Origin of the sequence: Salirhabdus salicampi, from assembly GCF_024259515.1 — a bacterium.
GTDB classification, from domain to species: Bacteria; Bacillota; Bacilli; order Bacillales; family Alkalibacillaceae; genus Salirhabdus_A; species Salirhabdus_A salicampi.
Map to the genome: position 1 here is coordinate 191,048 of NZ_JANBWE010000003.1, position 23,635 is coordinate 214,682.

The 23,635-nt window shown below is 37.6% G+C and carries 22 protein-coding genes and 2 riboswitches; of the genes, 17 read left to right on the forward strand and 5 right to left on the reverse strand.

The genetic code is table 11. The features are described 5' to 3' along the window. The first annotated feature begins 7 nt into the window (after positions 1-7). The 5 genes from NLW78_RS10850 to NLW78_RS10865 all read left to right on the forward strand — a co-directional run bounded on the left by NLW78_RS10850 (position 8) and on the right by NLW78_RS10865 (position 6,611). A complete protein-coding gene (locus tag NLW78_RS10850; protein WP_302328523.1) occupies positions 8-1,186 on the forward strand; it encodes a M24 family metallopeptidase in 1,179 nt (392 codons plus the stop codon). Positions 1,187-1,366: 180 nt separating this feature from the next. Then, positions 1,367-1,446: riboswitch (cyclic di-GMP riboswitch) on the forward strand. Between the two features lie 453 nt (positions 1,447-1,899). Further along, positions 1,900-1,976: riboswitch (cyclic di-GMP riboswitch) on the forward strand. 74 nt (positions 1,977-2,050) lie between these two features. Beyond that, positions 2,051-2,182: a hypothetical protein gene (locus NLW78_RS15600; protein ID WP_302328524.1), complete on the forward strand. Its 132-nt coding sequence runs from the start codon at positions 2,051-2,053 to the stop codon at positions 2,180-2,182. A gap of 70 nt (positions 2,183-2,252) precedes the next feature. Then, complete coding sequence (locus tag NLW78_RS10855) at positions 2,253-3,683, forward strand: S8 family peptidase (RefSeq protein WP_254497155.1); 1,431 nt, start codon at positions 2,253-2,255, stop codon at positions 3,681-3,683. 289 nt (positions 3,684-3,972) lie between these two features. Beyond that, entirely contained in the window at positions 3,973-5,205 is a 1,233-nt protein-coding gene (locus NLW78_RS10860; RefSeq protein ID WP_254497156.1) for a GGDEF domain-containing protein, read from the forward strand. Beyond that, positions 5,205-6,611, forward strand: coding sequence for an HD-GYP domain-containing protein (locus tag NLW78_RS10865; protein ID WP_254497157.1), 1,407 nt, complete (start codon positions 5,205-5,207; stop codon positions 6,609-6,611). The genes NLW78_RS10860 and NLW78_RS10865 overlap by 1 nt, the downstream gene beginning before the upstream one ends. 34 nt (positions 6,612-6,645) lie before the next feature. Here NLW78_RS10865 and NLW78_RS10870 read toward each other — a convergent pair whose 3' ends face one another. Further along, positions 6,646-7,368 (reverse strand): GntR family transcriptional regulator, encoded by a 723-nt coding sequence (locus tag NLW78_RS10870; protein ID WP_254497158.1) that lies wholly within the window; start codon positions 7,366-7,368, stop codon positions 6,646-6,648. A gap of 220 nt (positions 7,369-7,588) precedes the next feature. On the opposite strand from NLW78_RS10870, the gene NLW78_RS10875 reads away from it, so the two are divergent. The 8 genes from NLW78_RS10875 to pepT all read left to right on the forward strand — a co-directional run bounded on the left by NLW78_RS10875 (position 7,589) and on the right by pepT (position 14,196). Further along, the gene (locus NLW78_RS10875) at positions 7,589-8,038 is read left to right on the forward strand and encodes a PTS sugar transporter subunit IIA (protein WP_254497159.1); all 450 of its coding nucleotides are present in this window, start codon (positions 7,589-7,591) and stop codon (positions 8,036-8,038) included. Beyond that, positions 8,035-8,301, forward strand: coding sequence for a PTS sugar transporter subunit IIB (locus NLW78_RS10880; RefSeq protein WP_254497160.1), 267 nt, complete (start codon positions 8,035-8,037; stop codon positions 8,299-8,301). The genes NLW78_RS10875 and NLW78_RS10880 overlap by 4 nt, the downstream gene beginning before the upstream one ends. A gap of 14 nt (positions 8,302-8,315) precedes the next feature. Beyond that, positions 8,316-9,611 carry a PTS ascorbate transporter subunit IIC gene (gene ulaA / locus NLW78_RS10885; RefSeq protein WP_254497161.1) on the forward strand — a complete coding sequence of 432 codons (1,296 nt, stop codon included), beginning with the start codon at positions 8,316-8,318 and terminating at the stop codon, positions 9,609-9,611. 61 nt (positions 9,612-9,672) lie between these two features. Next, positions 9,673-10,665: a phosphotriesterase family protein gene (locus NLW78_RS10890; RefSeq protein WP_254497162.1), complete on the forward strand. Its 993-nt coding sequence runs from the start codon at positions 9,673-9,675 to the stop codon at positions 10,663-10,665. 9 nt (positions 10,666-10,674) lie between these two features. Further along, entirely contained in the window at positions 10,675-11,418 is a 744-nt protein-coding gene (locus NLW78_RS10895) for a creatininase family protein (protein WP_254497163.1), read from the forward strand. After that, on the forward strand, positions 11,402-12,112 hold the full coding sequence (locus tag NLW78_RS10900) for a KDGP aldolase (RefSeq protein WP_254497164.1): 711 nt from the start codon (positions 11,402-11,404) through the stop codon (positions 12,110-12,112). The genes NLW78_RS10895 and NLW78_RS10900 overlap by 17 nt, the downstream gene beginning before the upstream one ends. A 6-nt stretch (positions 12,113-12,118) precedes the next feature. Further along, positions 12,119-12,853, forward strand: a complete 735-nt coding sequence (locus tag NLW78_RS10905; RefSeq protein WP_254497165.1) for an SIS domain-containing protein — start codon at positions 12,119-12,121, stop codon at positions 12,851-12,853. A gap of 110 nt (positions 12,854-12,963) precedes the next feature. Continuing rightward, positions 12,964-14,196: a peptidase T gene (gene pepT, locus NLW78_RS10910; protein ID WP_254497166.1), complete on the forward strand. Its 1,233-nt coding sequence runs from the start codon at positions 12,964-12,966 to the stop codon at positions 14,194-14,196. A gap of 22 nt (positions 14,197-14,218) precedes the next feature. On the opposite strand, the gene NLW78_RS10915 is transcribed toward pepT, so the two are convergent. Both NLW78_RS10915 and NLW78_RS10920 read right to left on the reverse strand, forming a co-directional pair. Continuing rightward, positions 14,219-14,410, reverse strand: a complete 192-nt coding sequence (locus NLW78_RS10915) for a gamma-type small acid-soluble spore protein (RefSeq protein WP_254497167.1) — start codon at positions 14,408-14,410, stop codon at positions 14,219-14,221. A 73-nt stretch (positions 14,411-14,483) separates the two neighbouring features. Then, positions 14,484-15,746, reverse strand: coding sequence for an MFS transporter (locus NLW78_RS10920; RefSeq protein ID WP_367617681.1), 1,263 nt, complete (start codon positions 15,744-15,746; stop codon positions 14,484-14,486). A 153-nt stretch (positions 15,747-15,899) separates the two neighbouring features. Between NLW78_RS10920 and ltaE the strand changes: the two genes are divergently transcribed. Together ltaE and manA are read left to right on the forward strand one after the other, a co-directional pair. Further along, positions 15,900-16,919, forward strand: coding sequence for a low-specificity L-threonine aldolase (ltaE, locus tag NLW78_RS10925; protein WP_254497168.1), 1,020 nt, complete (start codon positions 15,900-15,902; stop codon positions 16,917-16,919). Between the two features lie 29 nt (positions 16,920-16,948). Then, complete coding sequence (gene manA, locus NLW78_RS10930) at positions 16,949-17,896, forward strand: mannose-6-phosphate isomerase, class I (RefSeq protein ID WP_254497169.1); 948 nt, start codon at positions 16,949-16,951, stop codon at positions 17,894-17,896. Between the two features lie 34 nt (positions 17,897-17,930). Here manA and NLW78_RS10935 read toward each other — a convergent pair whose 3' ends face one another. Together NLW78_RS10935 and NLW78_RS10940 are read right to left on the reverse strand one after the other, a co-directional pair. Beyond that, positions 17,931-18,551 carry a YpmS family protein gene (locus tag NLW78_RS10935; RefSeq protein WP_254497170.1) on the reverse strand — a complete coding sequence of 207 codons (621 nt, stop codon included), beginning with the start codon at positions 18,549-18,551 and terminating at the stop codon, positions 17,931-17,933. Positions 18,552-18,574: 23 nt separating this feature from the next. Beyond that, complete coding sequence (locus tag NLW78_RS10940; RefSeq protein ID WP_254497171.1) at positions 18,575-19,447, reverse strand: SGNH/GDSL hydrolase family protein; 873 nt, start codon at positions 19,445-19,447, stop codon at positions 18,575-18,577. Between the two features lie 294 nt (positions 19,448-19,741). On the opposite strand from NLW78_RS10940, the gene NLW78_RS10945 reads away from it, so the two are divergent. Both NLW78_RS10945 and NLW78_RS10950 read left to right on the forward strand, forming a co-directional pair. Beyond that, a complete protein-coding gene (locus tag NLW78_RS10945; RefSeq protein WP_254497172.1) occupies positions 19,742-20,248 on the forward strand; it encodes a PTS sugar transporter subunit IIA in 507 nt (168 codons plus the stop codon). A 243-nt stretch (positions 20,249-20,491) separates the two neighbouring features. After that, a complete protein-coding gene (locus tag NLW78_RS10950) occupies positions 20,492-23,524 on the forward strand; it encodes an efflux RND transporter permease subunit (RefSeq protein WP_254497173.1) in 3,033 nt (1,010 codons plus the stop codon). Positions 23,525-23,635 lie beyond the last annotated feature (111 nt).

Genomic DNA, 23,635 nt, shown 5'->3' on the forward strand with positions numbered 1-23,635 from the left:
AAGTCCTTTGATTCCGTTAATTGAATATAAAGAAAGGCTAAAAAAGACAAAAGAACGAATGGCTCTTGAAGGAATTGATGTTTTACTAGTAACGAATCCGTCAAATATCAATTATTTATCCGGATATGATGCATGGTCATTTTATGTGCATCAAATGTTAGTCGTATTGCTAGATGAGGAACAGCCGATATGGATAGGAAGAAAGCAGGATGCAAATTCAGCAAAACTAACAACATGGCTGGATCACGGCAACATATACTTTTATACAGACGAATTTGTCCACTCGATTACAAAACACCCAATGGATGAGATTGCAAGGATTTTAACCGAGATTGGTGTTAACCAACACGTAATAGGTGTTGAAAAGGAAAATTACTATTTTACGGCAAAAGCTTATGAACAACTCGTAAAAGGGTTACCGAACGCAACCTTTAAAGATGTTACATTACTCGTAAACTACGTGCGAATCATTAAGTCCCCTTTGGAAATCGACTTTATGAAAAAAGCCGGTAAAATAGTGGAGCAAGCCATGACAACAGCAATTGATAACATTCATAAAGGAGTTAAGGAGAACGAAGTCGTCGCCAACATATACTACTCACAAATAATGGGGACTGAGGGGTATGGTGGAGACTACCCTGCAATTGTACCCTTACTTCCATCAGGAGAGAAAACATCTGCTCCACACATTACGTGGGCAGATGAACCGTATGAGGGTGGAGATAATGTCATCATCGAGTTAGCAGGGTGCTATAAACGTTATCATGCACCGCTAGCTAGAACTCTAGTTATAGGGAAGCCGCAAAAACAAGTTAAGGAACTCTCTGATGTCGTCATTGAAGGTATTGAAGATACGTTATCCTTTATCAAGCCAGGAGTTACTTGTGAGGAAGTCGAGGAAGTGTGGCGTTCATCGATAGGGAAGTACGGTTTTTTGAAAGACTCCCGTATAGGATACTCCATGGGACTAAGTTATCCTCCAGATTGGGGTGAACATACAGCAAGTTTACGTGCGGGAGATAAAACGATTCTCCGGCCAAACATGACCTTTCATTTAATACCTGGCATTTGGTATGACGATTACGGTGTAGAAATTAGTGAATCGTTTGTTGTTACTGAGAAAGGGATCGAAACGTTTTCTAACTTTCCTCGAAAATTATTTATTAAAGAAGAAACAGAACAGTAACTTAAGTACTTCGTTTCTAAAAAAGGGTACTTTTTCCTTTTTGTAAGACTATGATACAAATCCATTGATAGAAACTACGATTCTCTAAAAGTAAAATATTTTTGTCATTTTTTTATTTTTTAATGTTTAAAAGACTTTTAAATGGATAGAATGGCTAACGACATAGAAATATAGATATAAATGTGACAAGGGCAAAGCTAGGGAAACCTAGTGACGCAAAGCTATAGGGGCTTCTACTATAAAGCCAGCCAGCTACCATCAGATAAACTGGCTGTTTCTCCCCCTAGACAGCCGGTCTTTTTTTGGTGGAATTTTGCTCGAACAATAGGAAAAGGAGGTAAAAAATTGAGTAGCTATTCAAAGAAAGTTAGCGTTTGTATGTTTCCTTGAGAATCTCATTTCGTAATGGCTAATGAAATAGCTTTTAAGCATCATTGACTGGGATTCTTGTTTGTTAAGTCATTAGACCTATCCAAAAAACATTCTCACTGTATTAATAGGGAAAAAGGTACATGTCATAACTGGGGTATCGGTTATATCATAAGTAAATAAGATGATACAAAAGGAAAATATATCCTTTTAAAACAACTATTGGACGAAATTAGGAAAAAAACCAAATGAATCGACAAAAGAAGAAGAGATTTTTTTCGTATAGTGACAATATTTTCTAATTGGAAAAGCTATAATGACTACTGAAAAGAGAATGATAGAAATTATGACAAGGGCAAAGCTAGGGTGACCTAGTGACGCAAAGCTATAGGGGCTTTTTAAAAGCCAGCCAGCTACCATTCGGATAACCGGCTGCCCTTTCAGGCCGGGTTTTTTTATGGATGGGACATGCTCTTAACAAAGGAGGATGAAGATGTGAAAGGAAGGACAAGGAATCGTATCGCCATTGCGGGTGTAGTTACGCTAGCGGTTGCACTAGCGTTAGCTACAGGTACGTTCAGTGCATGGGATATCGTTCGTTCCTATCAAAATATCTCATGGTCTTGAACCTACTAATCACAAATTCGAAACGAAATATTTTAAGTTAAAGGAATGAAGAAACAGAGGAGGTTTTTTAATGAGAGGAATATGGAAACGCGTCATTATTACGAGCATCTTTGCATTAGCGATAGCGGTTGCAGTATCAGCGGCAACTGTCGGTGAGTTGGGAGCTAATGAATCTACGGATCCAGTAAGTGTAATCGTTAGTACTTCTGATAACGATAGTGTAGTAGAAGAAACGGAAGCATTAGGTGGACATGTAACAGCTAAATGGGATTTCATTAATGCTTTTGCGGTGGAAATTCCGGAGAATCAAATAGAAACGTTAGCAACAATTAAAGGTGTACGAGCTGTAACACCAAACAATATGGCGATTGAAACGAAGAGTGACACAGAAGAAGACTTTACCGCAACCCTTGCTAACGTATATAACGAAGCAATACGAGCTACAAAAGCATGGGAAAAAGGTCTAACTGGTGAGGGTATTGGCATTGCTGTCATCGATAGTGGTGTAACAAAGGAAAAGGGGCAAGTAAATGATTTTAAAGATCGACTTGAAGTAGTTGAAGTGAATTCTGAGACAGAATATATGGCTGATAAATTTGGGCATGGAACTCACGTAGCTGGAATCGCAGGTGGAGACGGAAATGCTCAGGATGGTAAGTATATAGGAGTTGCTCCGGGGGCAGACATTATTAGTGTGAAAGTTAGTAATGATGAAGGTATGGCAACAGAGGAAGACATCGTAAATGGGTTGCAATGGGTGTTAGAAAATAAAGATGAACACAACATTCGTGTTGTCAACATTTCCTCACAAGTAGCAACGCAACAACATTATACAGAAAGTGCGTTAAATGCTGCTGTTGAAGTACTTTGGCATAACGGAATTGTCGTTGTTGTTTCTGCGGGGAACCGTGGGGGAGAAGACTGCTCTACATGTTACGCACCTGCGAACGATCCATTTGTAATTACAGTTGGTGCACTAGAGGATAATGAAACAGCTAAAATTAACGATGACGTTCTAGCAAGCTTCTCTAGCTATGGCGAAACTTTAGACGGGTTTATGAAACCAGAAGTTATGGCACCAGGATCAGATATTGTATCTTTTATGCCTTCTGGGTTCATTAAGAAAGAGATGAAAGACCGCGTTGTAGATGATTACTATTTCCGTATGAGTGGAACTTCTATGTCAGCTCCAATGGTAGCAGGAGCAGCGGCTATCATTTTACAAGAGCTTCCAGATTTAACACCAGACCAAGTGAAGTGGTTGTTAATGGAAACAGGTGAAAAAATTGAAGGCATTGACACTCCTATTGTTCAAATTGATAAAGCAACGGCGTATCAAAAAGATGTAACAAAAATTCCAAGTGCAAACGAAGGTGTGGAACTATCACCATTTATTGATGCTGATGATGAAGATGTATTATTTAACAACATTTCATGGTCGAACATCTCTTGGTCAAATATTTCATGGTCAAACATTTCATGGTCTAATTTGTTTGAATAAACAATAGAGTCTTCATATAGTTGATCGGATCATTATTGATTCGGTCAACTATTATCTATCATATGAGAAAAGGGATAGACATAAGATTACATGATCAAAATCGACAAAAAAACAACGATTTCTCTGCATAGTCTTACAATTTTTTCAAGTAGAGCGGTTTATAATAATAGGGAATAAGCATGAAGAATAGAGAATTCAATCTATATCTCGAAGTATAGAAGGACTGAATTTCCGTTGGGGTGGTTCAAACAGACCACCTTATCTATTTAAAGATTAATGGGGGATAACCATGAAAAATAAACATCCAATTGGTACTTACATATTCGTATGGCTATGTAATATCACAGCCATCTTAATCGTAGTTTCCAGTTTGCAAGAATTTGGACAATATAATATAAGTACGTGGATTCATTTTGGGGTTTGGTTGTTCATTTTATGTATAGCCAGGTTAGGCGGATTGTTTAAGTTTTTCGGTTTTGATATATCTGTCGGGTGGGCAAACGCAGTAGAATTTGCTGTCGTGATGATATTACCATTTCCGTTATTTTGTCTAGCGATGGTAGTGTCATACAGCACCATTGTGTTGGACCGTATCCGACGGAAACATCCAGAACCATTTTTAGGTCCTGATTTTAATGCTGCAAACGTCTTAATTGGTGGCTACATTGCAGTTCTGGTTTATGAATTACTAGCTCCACTAGTAGGAGATTCCCTATCAACATTAACATTACTTTTATCAGGTTTAACATTTGCTTTTATCCAAATTTTATTTATGACTATTCTATTATCGGTTGATAGTCAAAAACATTGGCAAAGGGTAGGAACGATGGAAAGTCGCACCTTTTTAATGGAAGGTGTCGTCATTATTTCAGGCGCATTAGTAGCGAAAATGTACATGGTTGATCCGTACCTGCTACTATTACTCTTACTTCCACTCATTTCACTCCATAGACTATTGAAAAATGTGAACGATTCGAAGCTCATTTACATAGATGAAAAAACCGGTTTATATAACTATCGATACTTTGACGAACAGATGAAAGAAAAATTCCAAACAGCAGTTCAAAAGAAGAAGACGTTAAGCGTTGTATTCGGTGACATGGATAATTTAAGGGAAATTAATAACACATATGGTCATCAGTATGGAGATAAAGCGATTGTTAAAGTTGGGGACGTATTCAAACAGTATAATGAAGAATATATCGTTGCCCGGTTTGGAGGAGAAGAATTCGTTATGATTTTACCGTCAATCACAAAAGCAGAGGCAGCTAAAATTGCAGAGAGAATCCGAATAGACCTAACAGCGCAAGAAGTGCCCCTGGAGGACGGTACACCATTAAAGCTTTCCATTAGTTTAGGTGTGGCAAACTACCCGATCGATGCTACGGATATGGAAACTTTGGTTAAATGCGCTGATGAAGCGCTATATGAAGCGAAACACTCTGGAAAGAATACAGTAAAACAATATGATGCCAATACGAATCTATTTGAGCAATTAGCTTCGAAAGGAGGTACTTCGTAATGAACAAGAACCTCCTACACTTTTATATTATCCTGCTAGGGTCATTTTCATTAGGGTTTTCCTTTTTAAACTTTGTGGGTGATTCAATTGAGTGGGAACTTTTAATGCCTTTTATTATTATGACGTGTATTGCTGAAAAATTTAAAGTGAGAATATCTATTTATAATACGAGGGAGTCTGTATCGATTTCGTGGACTTCCGTATTATGTATAGGTGTTCTCGTTATTTTCGGCATTCGAGAGGCAATTATAGTAAGTGCATTAGCCGGTTTAACGGTATCGTTATATCAAAAATTACCTGCAATTAAGACGTTTTACAATGTTTTTTCTTATGTAACAACTGTTATTCTTACCTCTATTCTAGCAAACTATCTACTTGTCCATACAGCACTAGAAGAGTCTAGTATTATGTATCCTTTTACATTATCATTTGCTTACATATTACATAATTACATATTAACGGTCTTGTTAATGCTTATTGTGACAGGAAAAAGGATAAAAACGGTTGTCGAAGATGTTATTGGCCCCCACATTGCTCATTCGTTAATATTTGCAGTCATTGGTGGGTTACTTGGCCAATGGTATAAACAATACGGCGTCATTTCCATTGTATTATCAATGTTTTTAATCTTTTTAGTGAGCTATGGACTAAAGGCATCTGCCTTAATCTTTAAAAAGCGCTTAGTCGAACTGGAAAGAAGTAATAAAGAAAAGCAAAATCTCGTGTCCCAGTTAGACCAGACGCTAGAAGATTTTATCGCTACATTAACAGCTACGATTGATGCCCGTGACCCATTTATGTATGGGCATTCGCTTCAGGTGTCAAATTATGCATTGGCAATAGCTACAGAATTGAAGTTGAAAAAGACGGAAATTGAACAAATACGGATTGCCGGGTTGCTTCATGATATCGGCAAAATTTCAATTCCTGAACATATTTTGTTCAAAGACGGGAAGCTAAGTGACGATGAATATGAAATCATTAAACAACATGCTGAAATTGGTGAAGAGATATTAAATAAAATTCATAGCTTACGAGATGTGGCCACATTAGTAGGTATGCATCATGAACGTTACGATGGGAAAGGGTATCCGAGAGGACTGAAAAACAGTGAAGTACCGATTGGCGCTCACATTTTAGCAGTAGCGGATACATTAGATACCATATTATCTGATCGTGCATATAAGCGGGGAATGAGAGTAGAGGATGCCCTGAACGAAATCCAACGTTGTAAAGGTACACAGTTCCATCCTGCTGTTGTGGAAGCCTTGATGAATATTCGGAAGACACTTGGTGACCATATTTTTAAAAATTCAGCAAAACTTGTGCAACAATCAGTGGTGGACAAACAAATTAAATCCAATTCCCGAATTATAAAATTAATGGTAGAAAAGCAAATTATTTAAATTAAAATGAACCCATCTCTTGTGAGATGGGTTTTTATATTCGTTTCATATTTGTAACAAACTGGTATCTATCCGATCGATAGATAGAGCGAACCACTTCCAAGGGCTGTCCATTTTTTAAAAAAGTTTGTCGTTCAATTTTTAATACTGGTGCTTCTTCTTCAATGCCTAAGATGTTAGCTTCCCGTTCGGTTGCAGTCGATGCTTCAATGATTTGCTGTGCATTTCCAATAGTAAGCCCTAGTTTTTCAATGTATTGATAAAGAGAATGATGCAATATTTCTTTCGGTAAGTCCTGTAACAAAGAAACAGGTAAGTAAAGAGTTTCAAATGCCATTGGGGTTTCATCTGCAAGTCGAATCCGTTCAATTTCGTACACTTGTTCATTCAACTCTAATTTCAATTTTTCTGCAATACTTTGTTTAACTTGCACCTTTCGGAAATGTAACAAGCGATTTCCTGGTGTCATCCCCCTTTTCTTCATATCTTCTGTAAAACTCGTTAAACCTTCTAACGGTTGTTGAATTTTTTGATGGGCTATAAATGTTCCCTTTCCTTTTTCCCGGTAAAGTAAACCTTCTGATACTAGATTTTGAATGGCTTGCCTTACGGTCATGCGACTTACATTGAACATGTCAGAAAATTCCCGTTCAGATGGAATGCTATCCCCAGGTTGTAGTGATTGTTCGTGTATAAGTCTTTTAATATTTTCTTCAATTTGAAAATATATTGGTATGGGAGAGTTTTTATCAATCATTACATCATCTCCTTCTTAAGTAAAAAACAGACTTTATTACGTTATCTCCATATTAATCGATTTTCCTTTACTTTACAATTTATCTCGTTTAATAGAAAAGTTATCTAGTGGTATAGACAACTATAAAAAAATATGGTACTTTAGGATTAATTAATGAAAACGCTATCAATTGCGAAGAAAGTAATGCAAATGTAGTATCAACACAATTGGGGGAAGGAATATGAAATTTATTGAGGAAAATATGGTGCTTTTCGATGTACAAGTAGAAGGTCCTGAAGAAGCTATACAGAAAGCGGGTCAATTATTAGTAGATAGCGGATGTGTTGACTCTGCTTATGTGACAGCAATGATTGAATCATATCAGGAAAATGGACCTTATTTCGTCCTTGCACCTCATATAGCTTTGCCCCATGCAAGACCAGAAGATGGGGGTAAGGAGGCATCCGTTTCGTTTATGAGGTTGACAACACCTGTTAAGTTCGGTCATAAGTCGAATGATCCAGTTGAATTTGTATTTGCTCTTGGTGCTTCGTCCAGTGATGAACATATCCAAGTGTTACAAAAATTATCAAGTGTATTAGGAAACCAAGATAAAATAAAGCAGTTAAAAGAGGTTTCTAACTTTGAAGAATTACAAAAAATACTAGATGTAGGGGGAAATAAACAATGAAAATTTTATGTGTATGTGGGTTAGGTCAAGGTACGAGTTTAATTTTGCGAATGAATGTTGAAACAGTATTAAGAGAACTCGGTGTAGAAGCAGATGTAGAAAATACAGATGTTTCAGCTGCTTCAAGTGAAAATACAGACTATATTGTGACGAGTAACGAACTAGCCGAATCATTAACTAGTTCATCAGCCAAGATCATTATAGTGAATAACTATTTTGATAATAACGAAATAAAATCTGCTTTGTCAGAACATCTTTCATAAGGGGGAAATAGACAATGGAAACAATTAAATGGATGGCCACGAATATATTTGGTGAGCCTGCAGTCTTGCTCGGTTTCATCGTATTACTAGGACTAGTATTACAAAAGAAAACGATTAACCAAACGATGAGTGGAACGTTTAAAGCGATTATTGGTTTCTTAATTATCGGTGTAGGAGCAGGAGTTATCGTAGACGCTCTATTAATCTTCCAACCGATGTGGGCAGAAGTATTTAATTTGGAGCAAGAAGAATTAGGATCCTTTTTAGGTCAAGGTGAATTTAATGCTAAGTATGGAAGCGCTATTACATTGGCGATGACCTTAGGGTTCTTAATAAACGTACTATTAGCCCGTTTTACGAGATTTAAGTTTATTTATTTAACAGGGCATATGATGTTCTGGACGACTACAATTTTTGCAGGAATTATTATTCACGAAGTAGGGCATGTATCATTTGGTAAGCTTGTCGTCTTCCTATCTATATTTATGGGGGTTTATTGGACGATTCAGCCAGCTTTAACTCAACCATTTATGAGAAGAATAACAGGGAATGACAATATTGCCTTAGGACACACATCTGCATCTGTTGCCTTATTAGGAGCCCTTGCAGGTAAATATTTAGGAAATAAAGATAACGACTCAGAAAAAATTAAATTACCAAAGAAATTAGAGTTCTTACGGGATTCAAATGTAATTACAGCTTTGACAATGGGAGTTTTATTCCTAGTTGGTGCACTTATTGTAAGTGGTAAAGGGACTCCGGGTGCAGAAGAGTTAATTGCTTCTTCAGGCGATAAAAACTTTTTTGTCTATGCCATTATTCAATCATTTCAATTTGCAGCAGGTATTGCAGTTGTATTAATGGGAGTACGTATGTTCATTGGCGAAATTGTCCCAGCCTTTAACGGAATTGCTACTAAACTTGTTCCAGGTGCTAAGCCGGCCCTTGACTGTCCTGTTGTATTCCCGTATGCACCTAATGCAGTTATATTAGGTTTCCTAGGTTCATTTTTCGGAGCTCTTTTATGGCTAGTTGTAATCGGTAACACGGTTGGATATATATTCGTACCAACGATGATTGTATTGTTCTTCCACTCTGCTACAGCAGGTGTGTTCGGTAACGTAACTGGTGGTGTACGAGGTGCATTAATAGGTGGTTTTATTACATCAACAGTTGTAGCATGGGGACAATTTGTCATGGTAAAAGGATTACTAGCTTCAACAGTACCTGACACAGCGATGTGGGCTGCAGACTCTGACATGTTTATCCTTGGACCAATCATTAAAGTGTTAGCTCAATTATTCTTGTAATCGATAAACGAAGGAGGACAGCATAGACTGTCCTTCTTTTCTATCAAATAGGAGGTTCAACATGAGTTTTATTCGAACATTTTATGGAGATATACAACCTAATCAACTTGGCTTTACGTATTCACATGAACATATTGTTTGTCGTCCAGCTTTTTGGCAAGAAAGAGGAGAAGACGACCTTTTGTTAGATGATAAAGAGAAATCAAAGCAAGATGTACTCGATTTTAAGAATCATGGTGGACAAGCAATTGTCGATGCAACGGCAATCGATTATGGACGTAGTGTTAAAGAAGTAGCCGCCATTGGTAAAGAAACAGGTATTCATATAGTCGGAACTGCTGGATTTAATAAAAGCTTCTTATGGGATGCGAAAATTAAAGAAGAATTAAAGCCGATTATCGGTGATTATAGGACGTATTATGAGTGGATTGATTCCGCATCGATAAATGAACTAACGGACTTTGTCGTCAAAGAGGTTGAGGAAGGTTTAGAAGGCACGTCATTTAAGGCAGGACAAGTGAAGTTTGGAACTGGATACAATCGTATCACACCATTGGAGGAAAAAACGCTTCGTGCCGTTGCCCGTGCTCACCATGAGACGAAAGCACCGGTTCACTCCCATACGGAAGCTGGAACAATGGGTTTAGAACAAATTGAATTATTAAAGTCTGAAGGTGTTGACCTATCTTACATGAGTTTTGGCCATATGGATCGTAATTTAGACCCATATTATCATGAGCAAATTGCAAAAACAGGTGCTTACCTCAGCTTTGATTCCATCGCGAAAATTAAATATGCACCAGAAAGCGATCGAATTCAATGCTTGCTTCAGTTAGTAGATAAAGGTTATGAAGGCCAAATATTAATTAGTGGAGATACAGCGAGAAAGACGTATTATAAGCATTACGATTACGGATTAGGATTAGAATATATTATTTCCAAATGGGTGCCGCGATTTATAGATGAAGCTAACAGTCGAGGGTTTGATGGGGAGCAATTAATCGAAAAATTTTTCGTCAAAAATCCAGCCAATTGCTTTACCTTTAAAAAGTAGGTGAATGTCATGAAATTTCAAAACGAAAATTCCTTTCAAGTGAAAGAAAAAATAAATGAAAAACTTGTCGCCATTTTACCGGTTGGAGCAGTAGAGGCGCATGGCCCCCATCTGCCGTTAGGTACAGATAATGTATTAGCGGAACGCCTTGCAGATAAGCTGGCTGAGCAGGTTAATGCTTTTGTGTTACCGACGTTACCCTATGGCCAAGTATGGAGTTTAAAAAACTTCCCTGGAAGCATTAATGTTTCTAATGAATCGATAATTGGAATGCTCGTAGATATTGGCGACAGTCTGTATCGCCAAGGATTTAAAGTACTGGCGATTGTGAACGGACATCTAGGTAATGCGGTTGCTATAAAAGAAGCGGCTCGAAGGCTTTATGAAAGGTATAAAGATTTTAAAGTCTTTTATTTCTTCTATCCAGGGATGAAAAACCCCGTTGAAGAGGTGCGGGAAACCCCTTCTTCTCATGGTACGTATTTTCATGCTTGTGAAATTGAAACGTCATTTATGCTGCATTTAGCAGAAGAATATGTAGACATGGAAAAGGCTATATGTGATATACCAACGATACCTCTTAGCGCAGACTCCACACCAACCCCGTGGGAGGAGTTTACGTCATCAGCGGTGTTAGGCGATGCAACCCTTGCAACGAAAGAAAAGGGAGGAAAGATAATATCGGTTTCATTGAATCATATGATTGACATGATTCAATTAGCTAAGGAGGAGCTCCATGATTCAACAGAATAAATTACACGATTTTTTACTTTTTAATTTTTTAGCAATAGATGAAGAGAATGCAATAGATATATGTGAAGCTGGAAACGGTTATATTGTTCCGGGAATTGTAGCGTCTAGCTATGTGAATATAGAAGTAGCAGCAAATAAGGTGAAAGAATTAAAAACCGTATCAAATTGTGTAAGCATTGGCCTTGGGGGGGGCGGTGATGTCACCAATTGGGCAAAAGTAATGGAAATTGCTGAACAATCGGACCCCGGCCATATTAACCAGCCTTTTGAAAAAGCCTCATATGTAAAGGGTTATCTTCAAGGCAGGGGGGTTCCCCAAGTCGTCAACGGCTTAATTTCACCTACAGGTGAAGTAGGGATAATTCAACTATCATCAGGTGTTCGTATGAAAGTGGAAGAATTTATGGAAGTCGCTCATTATATTGGGATCGAATCGATTAAAGTAATGCCGGTCAAAGGGAAAACTCATTTACATGAGCTCGTATATATTACAAAAGTGGCAGCAAAACAGGGGATTAGGGCTGTCGAACCGGCAGGTGGAATTGAAGCAAGGAATATTAAAGCAATTGTAGATGGGATCAAAAACACAGGCATCGAACTGTTTATGCCTCATATATTCGGTTCTACTATTGATAAAGAGACAGGAAAGACAATACCAGAAAAGGTGAAACAAATTCTACTGGAAGTGGAGTGAATCGGTTTGCTAACAACGTATTTTGAAAAGATTAAAGAAAAGATTACAGAAGTCCAACAAGCAGAAAGCGAACAGTTGCAGGCAGCAGCCCGTAAAGTGGCTGAATGTATTTTAAATGACGGGATTGTCCATTTATTTGGTTGTGGACATTCTCATATTTTAACGGAAGAAATGTTTTATCGTGCAGGGGGACTAGTTCCTGTCCACCCAATTTTTGTAGAACCATTAATGCTACATGAAGGAGCGGTTCGCTCCTCATCATATGAGCGGAAAAATGACTATGCGAAAGGGTTTATGGAAGAACAAGATATTCGTAAAGGTGATGTGATATTTGTCATATCGACATCAGGGCGCAATCCAGTGCCGGTAGATGTAGCGTTAATGGCAAAACAAAAAGGGGCATATGTCATAGGAATAACCTCGATTGAGTATTCGAAAAGTCAGCCATCACGCCATGTGAACGGTAAACATTTATCTGATGTAGTTGACCATGTCATTGATAACCATGCAGTAAAGGGAGATGCCCTACTAACCCATGAAAAAGTGGATGTACCTTTTGGACCAAGTTCAACTGTAGTCGGGGCCACGATTCTAAATGGCGTATTTGCTGAGGCGATTGCCAATATTGCAGACCAAGGTGAAACTCCTCCTGTCTTTTTAAGTGGAAATATTAATGGGTCTGATGATCACAATACGCGCCTGGTCGAAAAGTATAGAAAGAGAATACCATTACTTAAGTAAATGAATATAGGTACGCCACCAGGTGTGCCTATTTATTTTATTAACCTTACATATAAGACGGAGGAGTTATGATAATATAAACGTAATGTTAATGAATTGGAGTGAAAGCAATGAGAGAGGAAATCATCAAACGGTTTACTACATACGTAAAGGTTGATACTCAATCAAACGAAAAGAGTGATACATGTCCTTCAACAGAGAAACAGTGGACACTTATTCACATGTTAGCAGATGAATTAAAAGAGATCGGTATGGAAGATGTATCTGTTGATGAAAATGGGTACTTGTTTGCTACGCTACCAGCGAACACAAATAAAGACGTGGCGACGATTGGTTTTCTTGCCCATGTAGATACGGCGACTGATTTCACTGGAGCAAATGTTAATCCACAACTTGTTCACAATTATGATGGGAACGATATCGTTTTAAATGAACAGTTAGGTGTTACCCTTTCACCGAAGGAATTTCCTGAGTTAACAAGCTATAAAGGACATACTTTAGTTACGACGGATGGAACAACATTGTTAGGTGCTGATAATAAAGCTGGAATTGCTGAGATTATGACCGCTATGGACTATTTAATTCAGCATCCGGAAATAAAACATGGTAAGATTCGGATCGGTTTTACTCCTGATGAAGAAATTGGACGGGGACCACATAAATTTGATGTTGACCGTTTTAATGCCACATACGCATACACAGTAGATGGAGGCCCTTTAGGAGAGCTTCAGTATGAAAGCTTCAACGCTGCAGCTGCTAAGATTACGTTTAAAGGAAATAATGTTCACCCAGGAACTGCAAAAAATAAAATGGTCCATTCCAGTAAGATGGCGATCGATTTCCACAATCAATTACCGGCAAAAGAAGCACCAGAGTTGACCGAAGAATATGAAGGTTTTTATCATTTAATTTCTTTTCAAGGGACAGTAGAGGAAACAGAATTGTACTATATTATCCGCGACCACGATCGAAATAAGTTTAATGAAAAGAAATCTAAAATTGAAGAAATTGTAAAACAACTGAAAGAAAAATATGGAGACGAAACAGTCAGCTTGGAGATGAAGGATCAATATTACAACATGGGTGAAAAAATTGAGCCAGTTAAGGAGATTGTCGATATTGCATACGATGCTATGAAGGAAGTAGGGATTGAACCATTAGTGAAACCTATTCGAGGCGGAACAGATGGGTCACAACTCTCCTTTATGGGACTTCCAACACCGAACCTATTCACAGGAGGGGAAAACTTCCATGGGAAATATGAATATATTTCTGTTGACAACATGGAAAAAGCGGTAGAAACAATTGTAGCTATAGCAAGACTATTTGAAGAAAGAGCATAAACAGAGGCTTAGGTGTTATCGCCTAAGTCTTTTTCTTCGCCGTTAATTTTTGCTTGATTGCTTGAACATCGGTATCACTATACTTAGCCGTACCACTACCACCCGCTTCAACAAGCAATTGTTTTACTTCATTATAGCTTAACCCCGATTGTGCATTTAGTCGTTTTACTTCATCGATATCCGTACCGACATCTGTGCGATTTTCATTATTCATACACGTTTCCTCCTTTTATCCTTAACATGGGCAATTGCATTCAAAATATGCTCAATAAAAATAGAGCTTACCACTAAGCTCTATTTTCTGTTACATATTTGGGGTTTTGTTTGATGACAGAAGCTAGCATAATTCCACAGGCGAGTAAAAGGAAACTCGTAACATAAAAGACGGATGAAATACCGAAATAACCGGATAATAAACCGCCCAACGCAGGTCCAATAATATTACCAAGGAAGCGGAGGCTATTGTTATACCCTAATACTTCACCTTGGATACTAATTGGTGCAACCTGCCGGATGTATGCTGTTCGTACTGGGATAATTCCCCCGATTGTAACACCTAATAAAAATCGTAAAATAATGAGCTGCCATATGTTTGTCACAAAAGCACCAGGGAAATAAACAATAGCGGAGGAGATGAGAAGTAATACGAGAATTTTTTCATAACCGAATCGGTCAGCAATTCTCCCCCAACTTCTCGCCATAAGTAAGTTGCCTAGTCCGGTAACCGAGAAGGCAATTCCTGAAAATAAAGCCAGGTTAGCAGGACCGTGTATTTCACTTACATATAAGGCTAATATCGGTTGAATGCTAAAGTGTGCAATTTGAATGAAAATTGAGATAAACATGACAGCTAGCAACATCGGATGCCGTAAAATATGACTGACCACTTCTTTACTTGTATACCGCTTCTTTTTTTCTTTTCCAGCATCTAGTCGTGATTCCTTTATTCCGTAGAGAACGAGAAACGCAGCCAAAATTAATGTAATGGCTGTAAGTTGAAATGTCTTTGCAAAACCGATTGAATCGGCTAACACACCACCGAGTAAAGGTCCGAGTAATGCACCAGATACATTCCCTGTTTGTAGAGTCCCGAGAACTTTACCAGCTAGGTGCTTAGGTGTTTCCGTAGAGATGAGTGCTTGTCCGATGGAAATAAAACCAGTGAATATCCCCATCACAAAACGCAATAAAAAAAGTTGAAAAACCGACGTTACAAACCCCATTAAAAATACACAAATGGCAAGACCTGTACCAGATATAATTAAGATGTTCTTACGGCCATATTTATCTCCAAAACGTCCCCATATCGGAGAAAAGATAATGGCTGACACGAACGTTATACCAAATACCCAGCCTGACCAGTGCTTAACATATTGATCCGAAAAATCCCCAAATGTTTCAATATATAAAGATAAAAACGGTAATACCATCGTCATACTGCCAGCTATAAAGAAGTTGGCAATCCACATAATGATTAAATTACGCCTTGCTGCTTTCTCCTGATCTAAAATGCTCGTTCCCTTCTTTCTTTGAACTGTTCGCTTTTTTATTTCGTCTATCTAAATATTTATCTTACACGAAATGTGGAAAAAGAAAACGGTAAAAAGACATATTTTCTAAATTAATGGGAAACAAAATTGCATTCGTATATAGGAATAGTAGAATAGTAGACATAACATAGAAAACAAAGGGGATATGAAACAATGATAGATTTGCGTAGCGATACGGTTACAAAACCAACAGAAGAAATGAGAAGAGCAAGCTATCAAGCTGAAGTAGGAGATGATGTATACGGAGAGGATCCTACCGTACGGAAGCTAGAGGAAAAAGCCGCGGATATGTTAGGGAAAGAATCAGCGCTATTTGTAACGAGTGGGACACAAGGAAATTCCATTGCCATTTTATCCCACTGTCAACCGGGTAATGAAGTGTTATTAGAAGAAGAGTCACATATATTTTTATACGAAGGTGCATCTGCATCGGCGTTAGCTGGTGTACAGCCGCGAACGTTAAAAGGGATGAGAGGTGCAATGAGACCTGAGGAAGTGAATGCTGCGATACGTCCTGATGATATTCATTTTCCGGAAACGGATTTAATTTGTATTGAAAACACTCATAACAAAGCAGGTGGGGCGGTCGTTCCGCTTGAAAATATGGAACAAATCTATGGGATTGCAAAAGAAAAGGGCGTTTCAGTCCATTTAGACGGGGCGCGGTTATTCAATGCATCAGTTGCATCAGGCACACCATTACATGCTTTTGCCTCTAATACAGATACAGTACAAGTTTGTTTATCTAAAGGGTTAGGTGCACCTGTTGGTTCAATCCTTGCAGGTCCAAGATCATTTATCGACAAGGCAAGGAAGTGGAGAAAGAGACTTGGTGGTGGTCTGCGTCAGGCAGGAGTCATTGCTGCACCTGGTTTAGTAGCACTGGAACATATGGTAGATCGTCTCCAGGATGATCATGATCATGCGAAGTTATTAGCGGAAGGGTTAGGAAATATTTCACCCTTAACTGTCGAAAATGAGGTGGAAACGAATATCCTTTTAGTAAATGTTAGTGATACTTCATATAATGCGAATACGTTTTTAGAAGCTCTAAAAGAAAAAGGCGTTCTTGCCGTACCGTTCGGTCCAAACACAGTTCGATTTGTGACAAATTACGGCGTAACAAAACATGATATTCAACTCGTGTTAGATAAAGTAAAAAGCGTACTGTAAAGAGAATTTTGCTTAACGGAGGGATTGGGATGGGTTTAGAGCCGTTATTTTTACAACCTGTGTTTCAAGAGCGTATTTGGGGAGGTACAAAACTCCGGGACAAATTTGGGTACAACATTCCGTCAGAACGCACAGGAGAATGCTGGGCTATATCTGCACACCCAAATGGTGAGAGCAAAGTAATGAATGGGGAATTCAAAGGGAAAACATTAAGTGAACTATGGGAACATCAACGGGAGCTTTTTGGGAACCATTCCTCTGATGTGTTCCCTTTATTAACTAAGATGTTAGATGCTAGCCAGAATTTATCCGTACAGGTACACCCTGATGATCATTATGCGTATGAACATGAGAATGGGGAACTAGGGAAGACAGAGTGCTGGTATATTATCGACTGTAATGAAGGGGCTGAAATTATAATTGGCCATCATGCACAAAGTCGGGAACAATTTGAACAAATGATCAATGAAGGTCTGTGGAACAAGCTTTTACGTCGAATAAAAATAAAACCTGGTGATTTTTTCTATGTTCCAAGTGGAACTATACATGCCCTTTGTGAAGGCACACTAGTATTAGAAACTCAGCAAAGCTCTGATACAACGTATCGTGTATATGATTATGACCGTAAAGATTACTTAGGTCGTAAGCGTGAGCTACATATTGATAAAGCTATAGATGTTACATCTGTCCCTCACAAAGATAGTCCAAACTCAATTGAGAGGACAGAATTTCCAAACGGTACCCTGACAACGTTTGTGAAAAGCAACTATTTTTCGGTCCATAAATTAGAAGTAAACGGTGATATTGCATATGAACAGACAAAACCTTTCCTATTAGTCAGTGTTATTCGTGGGAAAGGGTGCATTCGAAAAGAAAAACGATATAACATCGTGAAGGGGGATCATTTCTTATTGCCGGAAGGATTCGGAAAGTTTCAAATTGAAGGTGAAGTGGAAATTATTATTTCTCACATATAAAAAACAGGCAGGTAATACCTGCCTGTTTTGCTCATTAGAATGAAATATTAAAGCTTTCTTTCGGCGCATTAATAATAAAGGATATCGTTTCATCCTCCAAATTAAACTGTTCGGCCCGTATATTGAAGTCACTTTTTAAGTTCATTTCTGTAATTGCTGCATAAATGAATTGTTCATTCGGGTTAACAACTATCCAATCCGGCATTGGGTAATTCTTTTTCACATAGTCCAACACGCGCTTGTTTGGTAATTGGAGTGCACCTAGTGCAATCGAATTAAGCTCGAGTACCAAATCACCGTTTTCTTGCACAATCGGTTCAAATGTTGCAGTTAAAGGTACTTTTTTTTCAAACGCAATAATTGTCCCCGTTAGTTTTACCTCGTCTTCGATTGAAACGCTGTAATAGATTCCTGTTTTGGCTGACAATTCACTTAAGTAAGAATTAATATAGTCATTTAAGTTATCTTTCGTAGAAGAGATCGTAAACTCGGCCCCAATCGGCTCGTTTTTACTTTGCTTCGGCAATGTTGTTGGACTGGCAGGATAAAAGATCAGTAAAAGAACCCCTAATAATATAACAATATTGAGAATCAAAAGTCCCCAAAAACTTGCCTTCCACTTATTTTGAATTTTAAACTTTAACTTTTGATACATCTGTCCCCTCAGTCCCTTGTTGTTTATAAATTTTCTATTATAGGTGTTATATATTGTATAACTCTTTTGGTAATTTCCCTATATCCATCGTGATTAGGGTGAAAGTGATCTTCGTAAAATAAGTCTTTTTCATGTTTTAAGAATATATCCTTAATTGGAATAAATGTTGTATGATTATACTCGGCTACAACCTCCATACCAATGTTATTCCAATCCTCTACAATTTGTGTTAGTTCTGGTATGTTCTCAAAATATTGAGCGAACGGATTATAAAGTCCAATTAAAAAGATGTGTGTATCTTCGTTCAAGTTTCTTACTTCAACAAATATTTGATGTAACCGTTCCCGGTAGTTGTCTTGCTCGGAAACAAATATATTGTAATTTAAATTTGTGAAATTTTCCTTTACGATCCTCATAATGTCGTTTGCACCAACCGTAATGAGAACTATATCTGCCTCTTCTATCGAAGAAACAATTTCCTCTTGCTCTAATCGTTTTAGTAATTGATCCGTTCGGTTCCCACGCTTTCCATAGTTATAAATGGTTACCTCACCATTACGGTCATATGGTATAGCTTCTTCTAATAAGCCAACATACCCTCCGTTTTCAGTTTCATCTCCGACCCCTTGTGTTAAAGAATCTCCAATGGCCAGAATATTTACATCTCTAGGTATGAGAAGATCAATTGTAGATTGGACAAAACCTTCTATTGTTTCCCCGACTTTTTGCATAACATTTTCGCTCGTTTCTTCATCGGGCAAAGTCTCTTCAGTCTCAGTCTCCGAATCATCTGTTTCATTTTCAGTAACGGGTTGCTCAATAGTAAGTTGTTGCACAATTAAGATAACGCCAATAATTAGAAGAAAGATGATACTGCCTATTGTTCCTTTTTTCATAGAAATCACCTAAATTAAGAATATCATATTCCATTTATGTAAGTTAACGATAATGTCGGATTTATTTTTCCCTATCCTGCTGAAAAATTGTATACGTTACAATCCTTTAGCGAACATTATAAAATAAAGTATAATATACGATGCGTCAAAAATTCTGTCTTAAAATATTGCTCTTTTGCTATCTATTCAAAAGGCAAGTTCCATTTTTTCGTTGCGTAATTTAAATTGCATGATATAATATGCCATTGTGTAGCAGAAATTGTTTACTTACATATGAAAAGGAAGGTGTAGAGCATGTTAAACAAAATTTTCGGGAAGAAAAAAGAACAAAAAACAGAAGAAGATATTTTTTCACCAATAAATGGAACGCTACTACCTTTAGAGGAAGTGCCAGATCCAGTTTTTTCACAAAAGATGATGGGTGATGGATTTGCCATTGAACCTGAGGATGGACAAGTTGTAAGTCCGGTAGAGGGTAAAATCATTCAGCTATTTCCTACGAAACATGCTGTTGGCATTCAAACTGATTCTGGTTTAGAAGTATTAGTTCATATTGGACTTGAAACAGTTGGAATGAAAGGTGAAGGTTTTGAAGGCCATATTACAGAAGGAGACCGAGTGAAGGTTGGCGATCAACTTGTTACATTCGATATGGACCTTGTAAAAGAAAAGGCGAAAAGTACAATTACACCTGTTATCATTACAAATGAAGCAGCTGTTGAAAATATTGAACGAGTAAATAACGACGGAAAAGTTTCCCAAGAGACAAAAGTATTGCATGTTAAAGTGAAGCAACAGTAATAAGGAATATGAAGATAAACATATATAATATGTTTATCTTTTTTTTATTTTAAAAAAGTGAAATGAGGAGGAAGCAGGAACAGAAACGTCTCTTAAAGTGTCCGCAAGTGGTAATGTTATACTATTGTAAATCTTGTGCATATTTTATTTATTAAGTTGTATTTATAGGGAAATAGTTATAGAATATTGGAGATTATATGTTATTGTGGAATAATTTGTTAACTGGTTAGGGGGAGGGGCTTTGTGAAGTTTATACAATTTATTTTAAAGAGAAAGATTCTTGTTGGATTATTAGTATTTTTTGTTATTGGATTCGGTTTATTTGCTGTGAATCAACTGGACAAAAAATTACTACCAACGATAAAAATTGATGCTGCAGTTATCGAACTGTATGCTGGGGATTTAGATGCTACTGTAATTGAAGAACAAATTGTCGGGCCACTTGAACAAAGATTGTTGGCCATTGCTACCTTGGATAACATGTTATCCTTTACATATGAAGGTAATGCAACGATCCGAGTCTTTTTTGATGAAGGAACTGGGGATGAAGGCTATAGAGATGTTCAAGCTGCAATAAATGAAGTGGAAAATGAATTAATCGGGTTGCAAGATTATGAAACATTCCAACTGTCAACAGACCAGCCGTTTGAGCATTTTATGGAAATATCAAATGGTGATATGGATGTAATGTCACAGTTTGCTAAAGATGTTTTAAAACCTAGATTAGAATCGCTTTCTGAAGTCCGGGAAGTTTCATTATCAGGTTTAACACAATATGAAGTTACGATTGAACTTGATCAGAACAGAATATCCGAATACGGACTGGACCCTCAACAAATTATTGGAGCGATTCAAGAGACGAATCGGTTTCAGTCAATGGGGTCATTTAGTGAAGAAGAGCAAACGCCTACATTAAAGTGGGATACGACATTATCGGATAAGGAAGATGTTGAAAAGATTTCCATTCTTTCTAATGATGGTCCTGTACGTTTAGGTGAAATGGCTACAGTTACAATGAATCAATCAGATGTTGTCTCAAATGTGTGGAAAGAAGGTTCAACAGATTTTATATTTGTTCGAATAGGTCGTTCTACTGATGCAAATCAAATTGATATGGCCCTTGCAGTTCGAGAAGAAATCAAAGCTTTAGAAGATGAAGGGTTAGTGGATGAATTTGAGATAAATGAAATCGTTGCCCAAGCAGATTATGTTGATGATGCTATGAGTGGTGTTCAAAACAATGTATTAATCGGGGGAATTGTAGCTCTTTTTATATTATTAGCCTTTTTACGTAACATTCGAGCTACCGTTGTTATCGCTCTGGCTATTCCGTCATCAATATTACTAACATTTATAGCGATGTGGGTTTTTGACTTTAGTTTTAATTTATTGACCCTTATAGCATTAGGTTTAGGAATAGGGATGATTGTTGATTCTTCAATCGTTATTTTAGAATCCATTTACAAAAAGAAAGAAGAAGGTTTAAAGAACTTCGATGCAGTCGTAACAGGTACGAAAGAAGTTGCATCGGCTGTGATCGCCTCTATGTTGACGACCATCGTCGTGTTCTTACCAATTGGAATTATTGGTGGAGAAATAGGTGAATTCATTCTTGTTCTTTCAATGGTCGTGATTATTACACTAACAAGTTCAGTTATTATTGCCTTTACTTTAATTCCCGTACTATCGGATAAGTTTGTAAAGGTTAAAAGTAATTCGGAGAAAAATGGTGAAAGTAAACTTTTATCAAAGTATGGGGCGGTTATTACGTGGATTACAAGGAAAAAGCGGTGCCGTTTAGGAGTTATAGCATTGTTCGTCCTCATATTTATCGGTTCTATGGCTGTCGTTTCCAAAATACCGACGACGGTCATTCCTGACATGTATAACCGCTACAGTGAAGTACAATTATTACTCGAACCTGGAACAACGTTAGAAGAACGAACCGAAGTCATAAACGAGATTGATGCTCGTTTATCTAATATTACAGATGTCGAAACGAATTATGTAATGACATTTGAAAATACTTTGTTTGCGATCATTAATATGACAAGAGGGGAAAACATTACGAGGGAGCAAAGTGCTGTAAACGAGGAAATTTTAAGCTCTTTTCGGGAGATGACTGGCGTTTATCCTATAAAATCTGTATCAGGCAATCTCGATGCTGTGGGAGGTTCACCTGTTCAAATAGATGTTCAAGGGAAAGAGTTTGCTGAGATTGAACAAATTGCCGAAGAACTCCGAGCAGAATTAAGATCCATCGATGGTATAGTCGGTGTTACAAATGCACAACGACAATCCATAGCACAACACATTATTGTCGATGAGGATACAGTATTTGATGACGGTTTAACCCCGATACAAATAAAACAATATATGGAACAATTATCGATGGAAATGCCTATCGGTATGATTCAAGAAGAGGGGAATACGTATCCAATCATTGTATCTATGGGTGAACCTTTAACATCATATGATGCTTTATTGGAAACGGAAATTAATACACCACGGGGAACTAAAGTGCTTTCAGAATATGTCTCACTCGAGAATGTAGAAACACCGAATCAAGTGCTACGGAAAAAAGGCGAGCGATATATAATTGTTCAAGCAGATATTGAGGGGCGAGACCTAGGATCTATTAATCGTGATGTGCAAAATGTGATAAAAGATATGGATATTCCTATGGGTTATAGTGTATCTTTATCTGGCGATTTAGAGGAACAACAAAAAGCAATGACTGAAATGATGCTCGTATTGCTTGCTGCCCTTTTCCTTGTATATTTTGTTATGGCTGTACAATTTAACCATTTAGCTCATCCGCTGGTTGTAATGTCGGTTATCCCGGTAACAATGGCAGGAGTTATTATAGGACTTCTCGTTACTCAGAGAGAACTAAGCATATTTTCATCGATGGGTGTGATTATGTTAATCGGGATTATCTTAAACAATGCTATTCTTTTATTAGATCGGACAAAACAGTTAAGAAAAGCAGGATATGACATTGATCAGGCTTTAGTTACAGCAGGGAAAAATCGCTTACGCCCCATTTTTATGACGACGTTAACGACAGCAGGAGGTATGCTGCCTTTAGCTTTTGCAACAGGTTCTTCTGGTAATTTTCAGGCACCGATTGCTACTGTAATTATTTCCGGTCTGTTATTCGGAACGCTTATAACATTAATTTTAATTCCAGCAGTGTATATGACGTTTAATGATATCGGTAGAGGGTTACGAAAGATTGTAAAAAGAAAGAAAAAAGATACGTTGACGATGTAGGAGAAAACATATGTAGAGCCAATTATGAAAATAACAACTACGAAAAGTAGTAATATGGTGGCTTTTTTCACAAGTTTACTCCTCTCCACTTTTCCATATCGTTTATGTGAG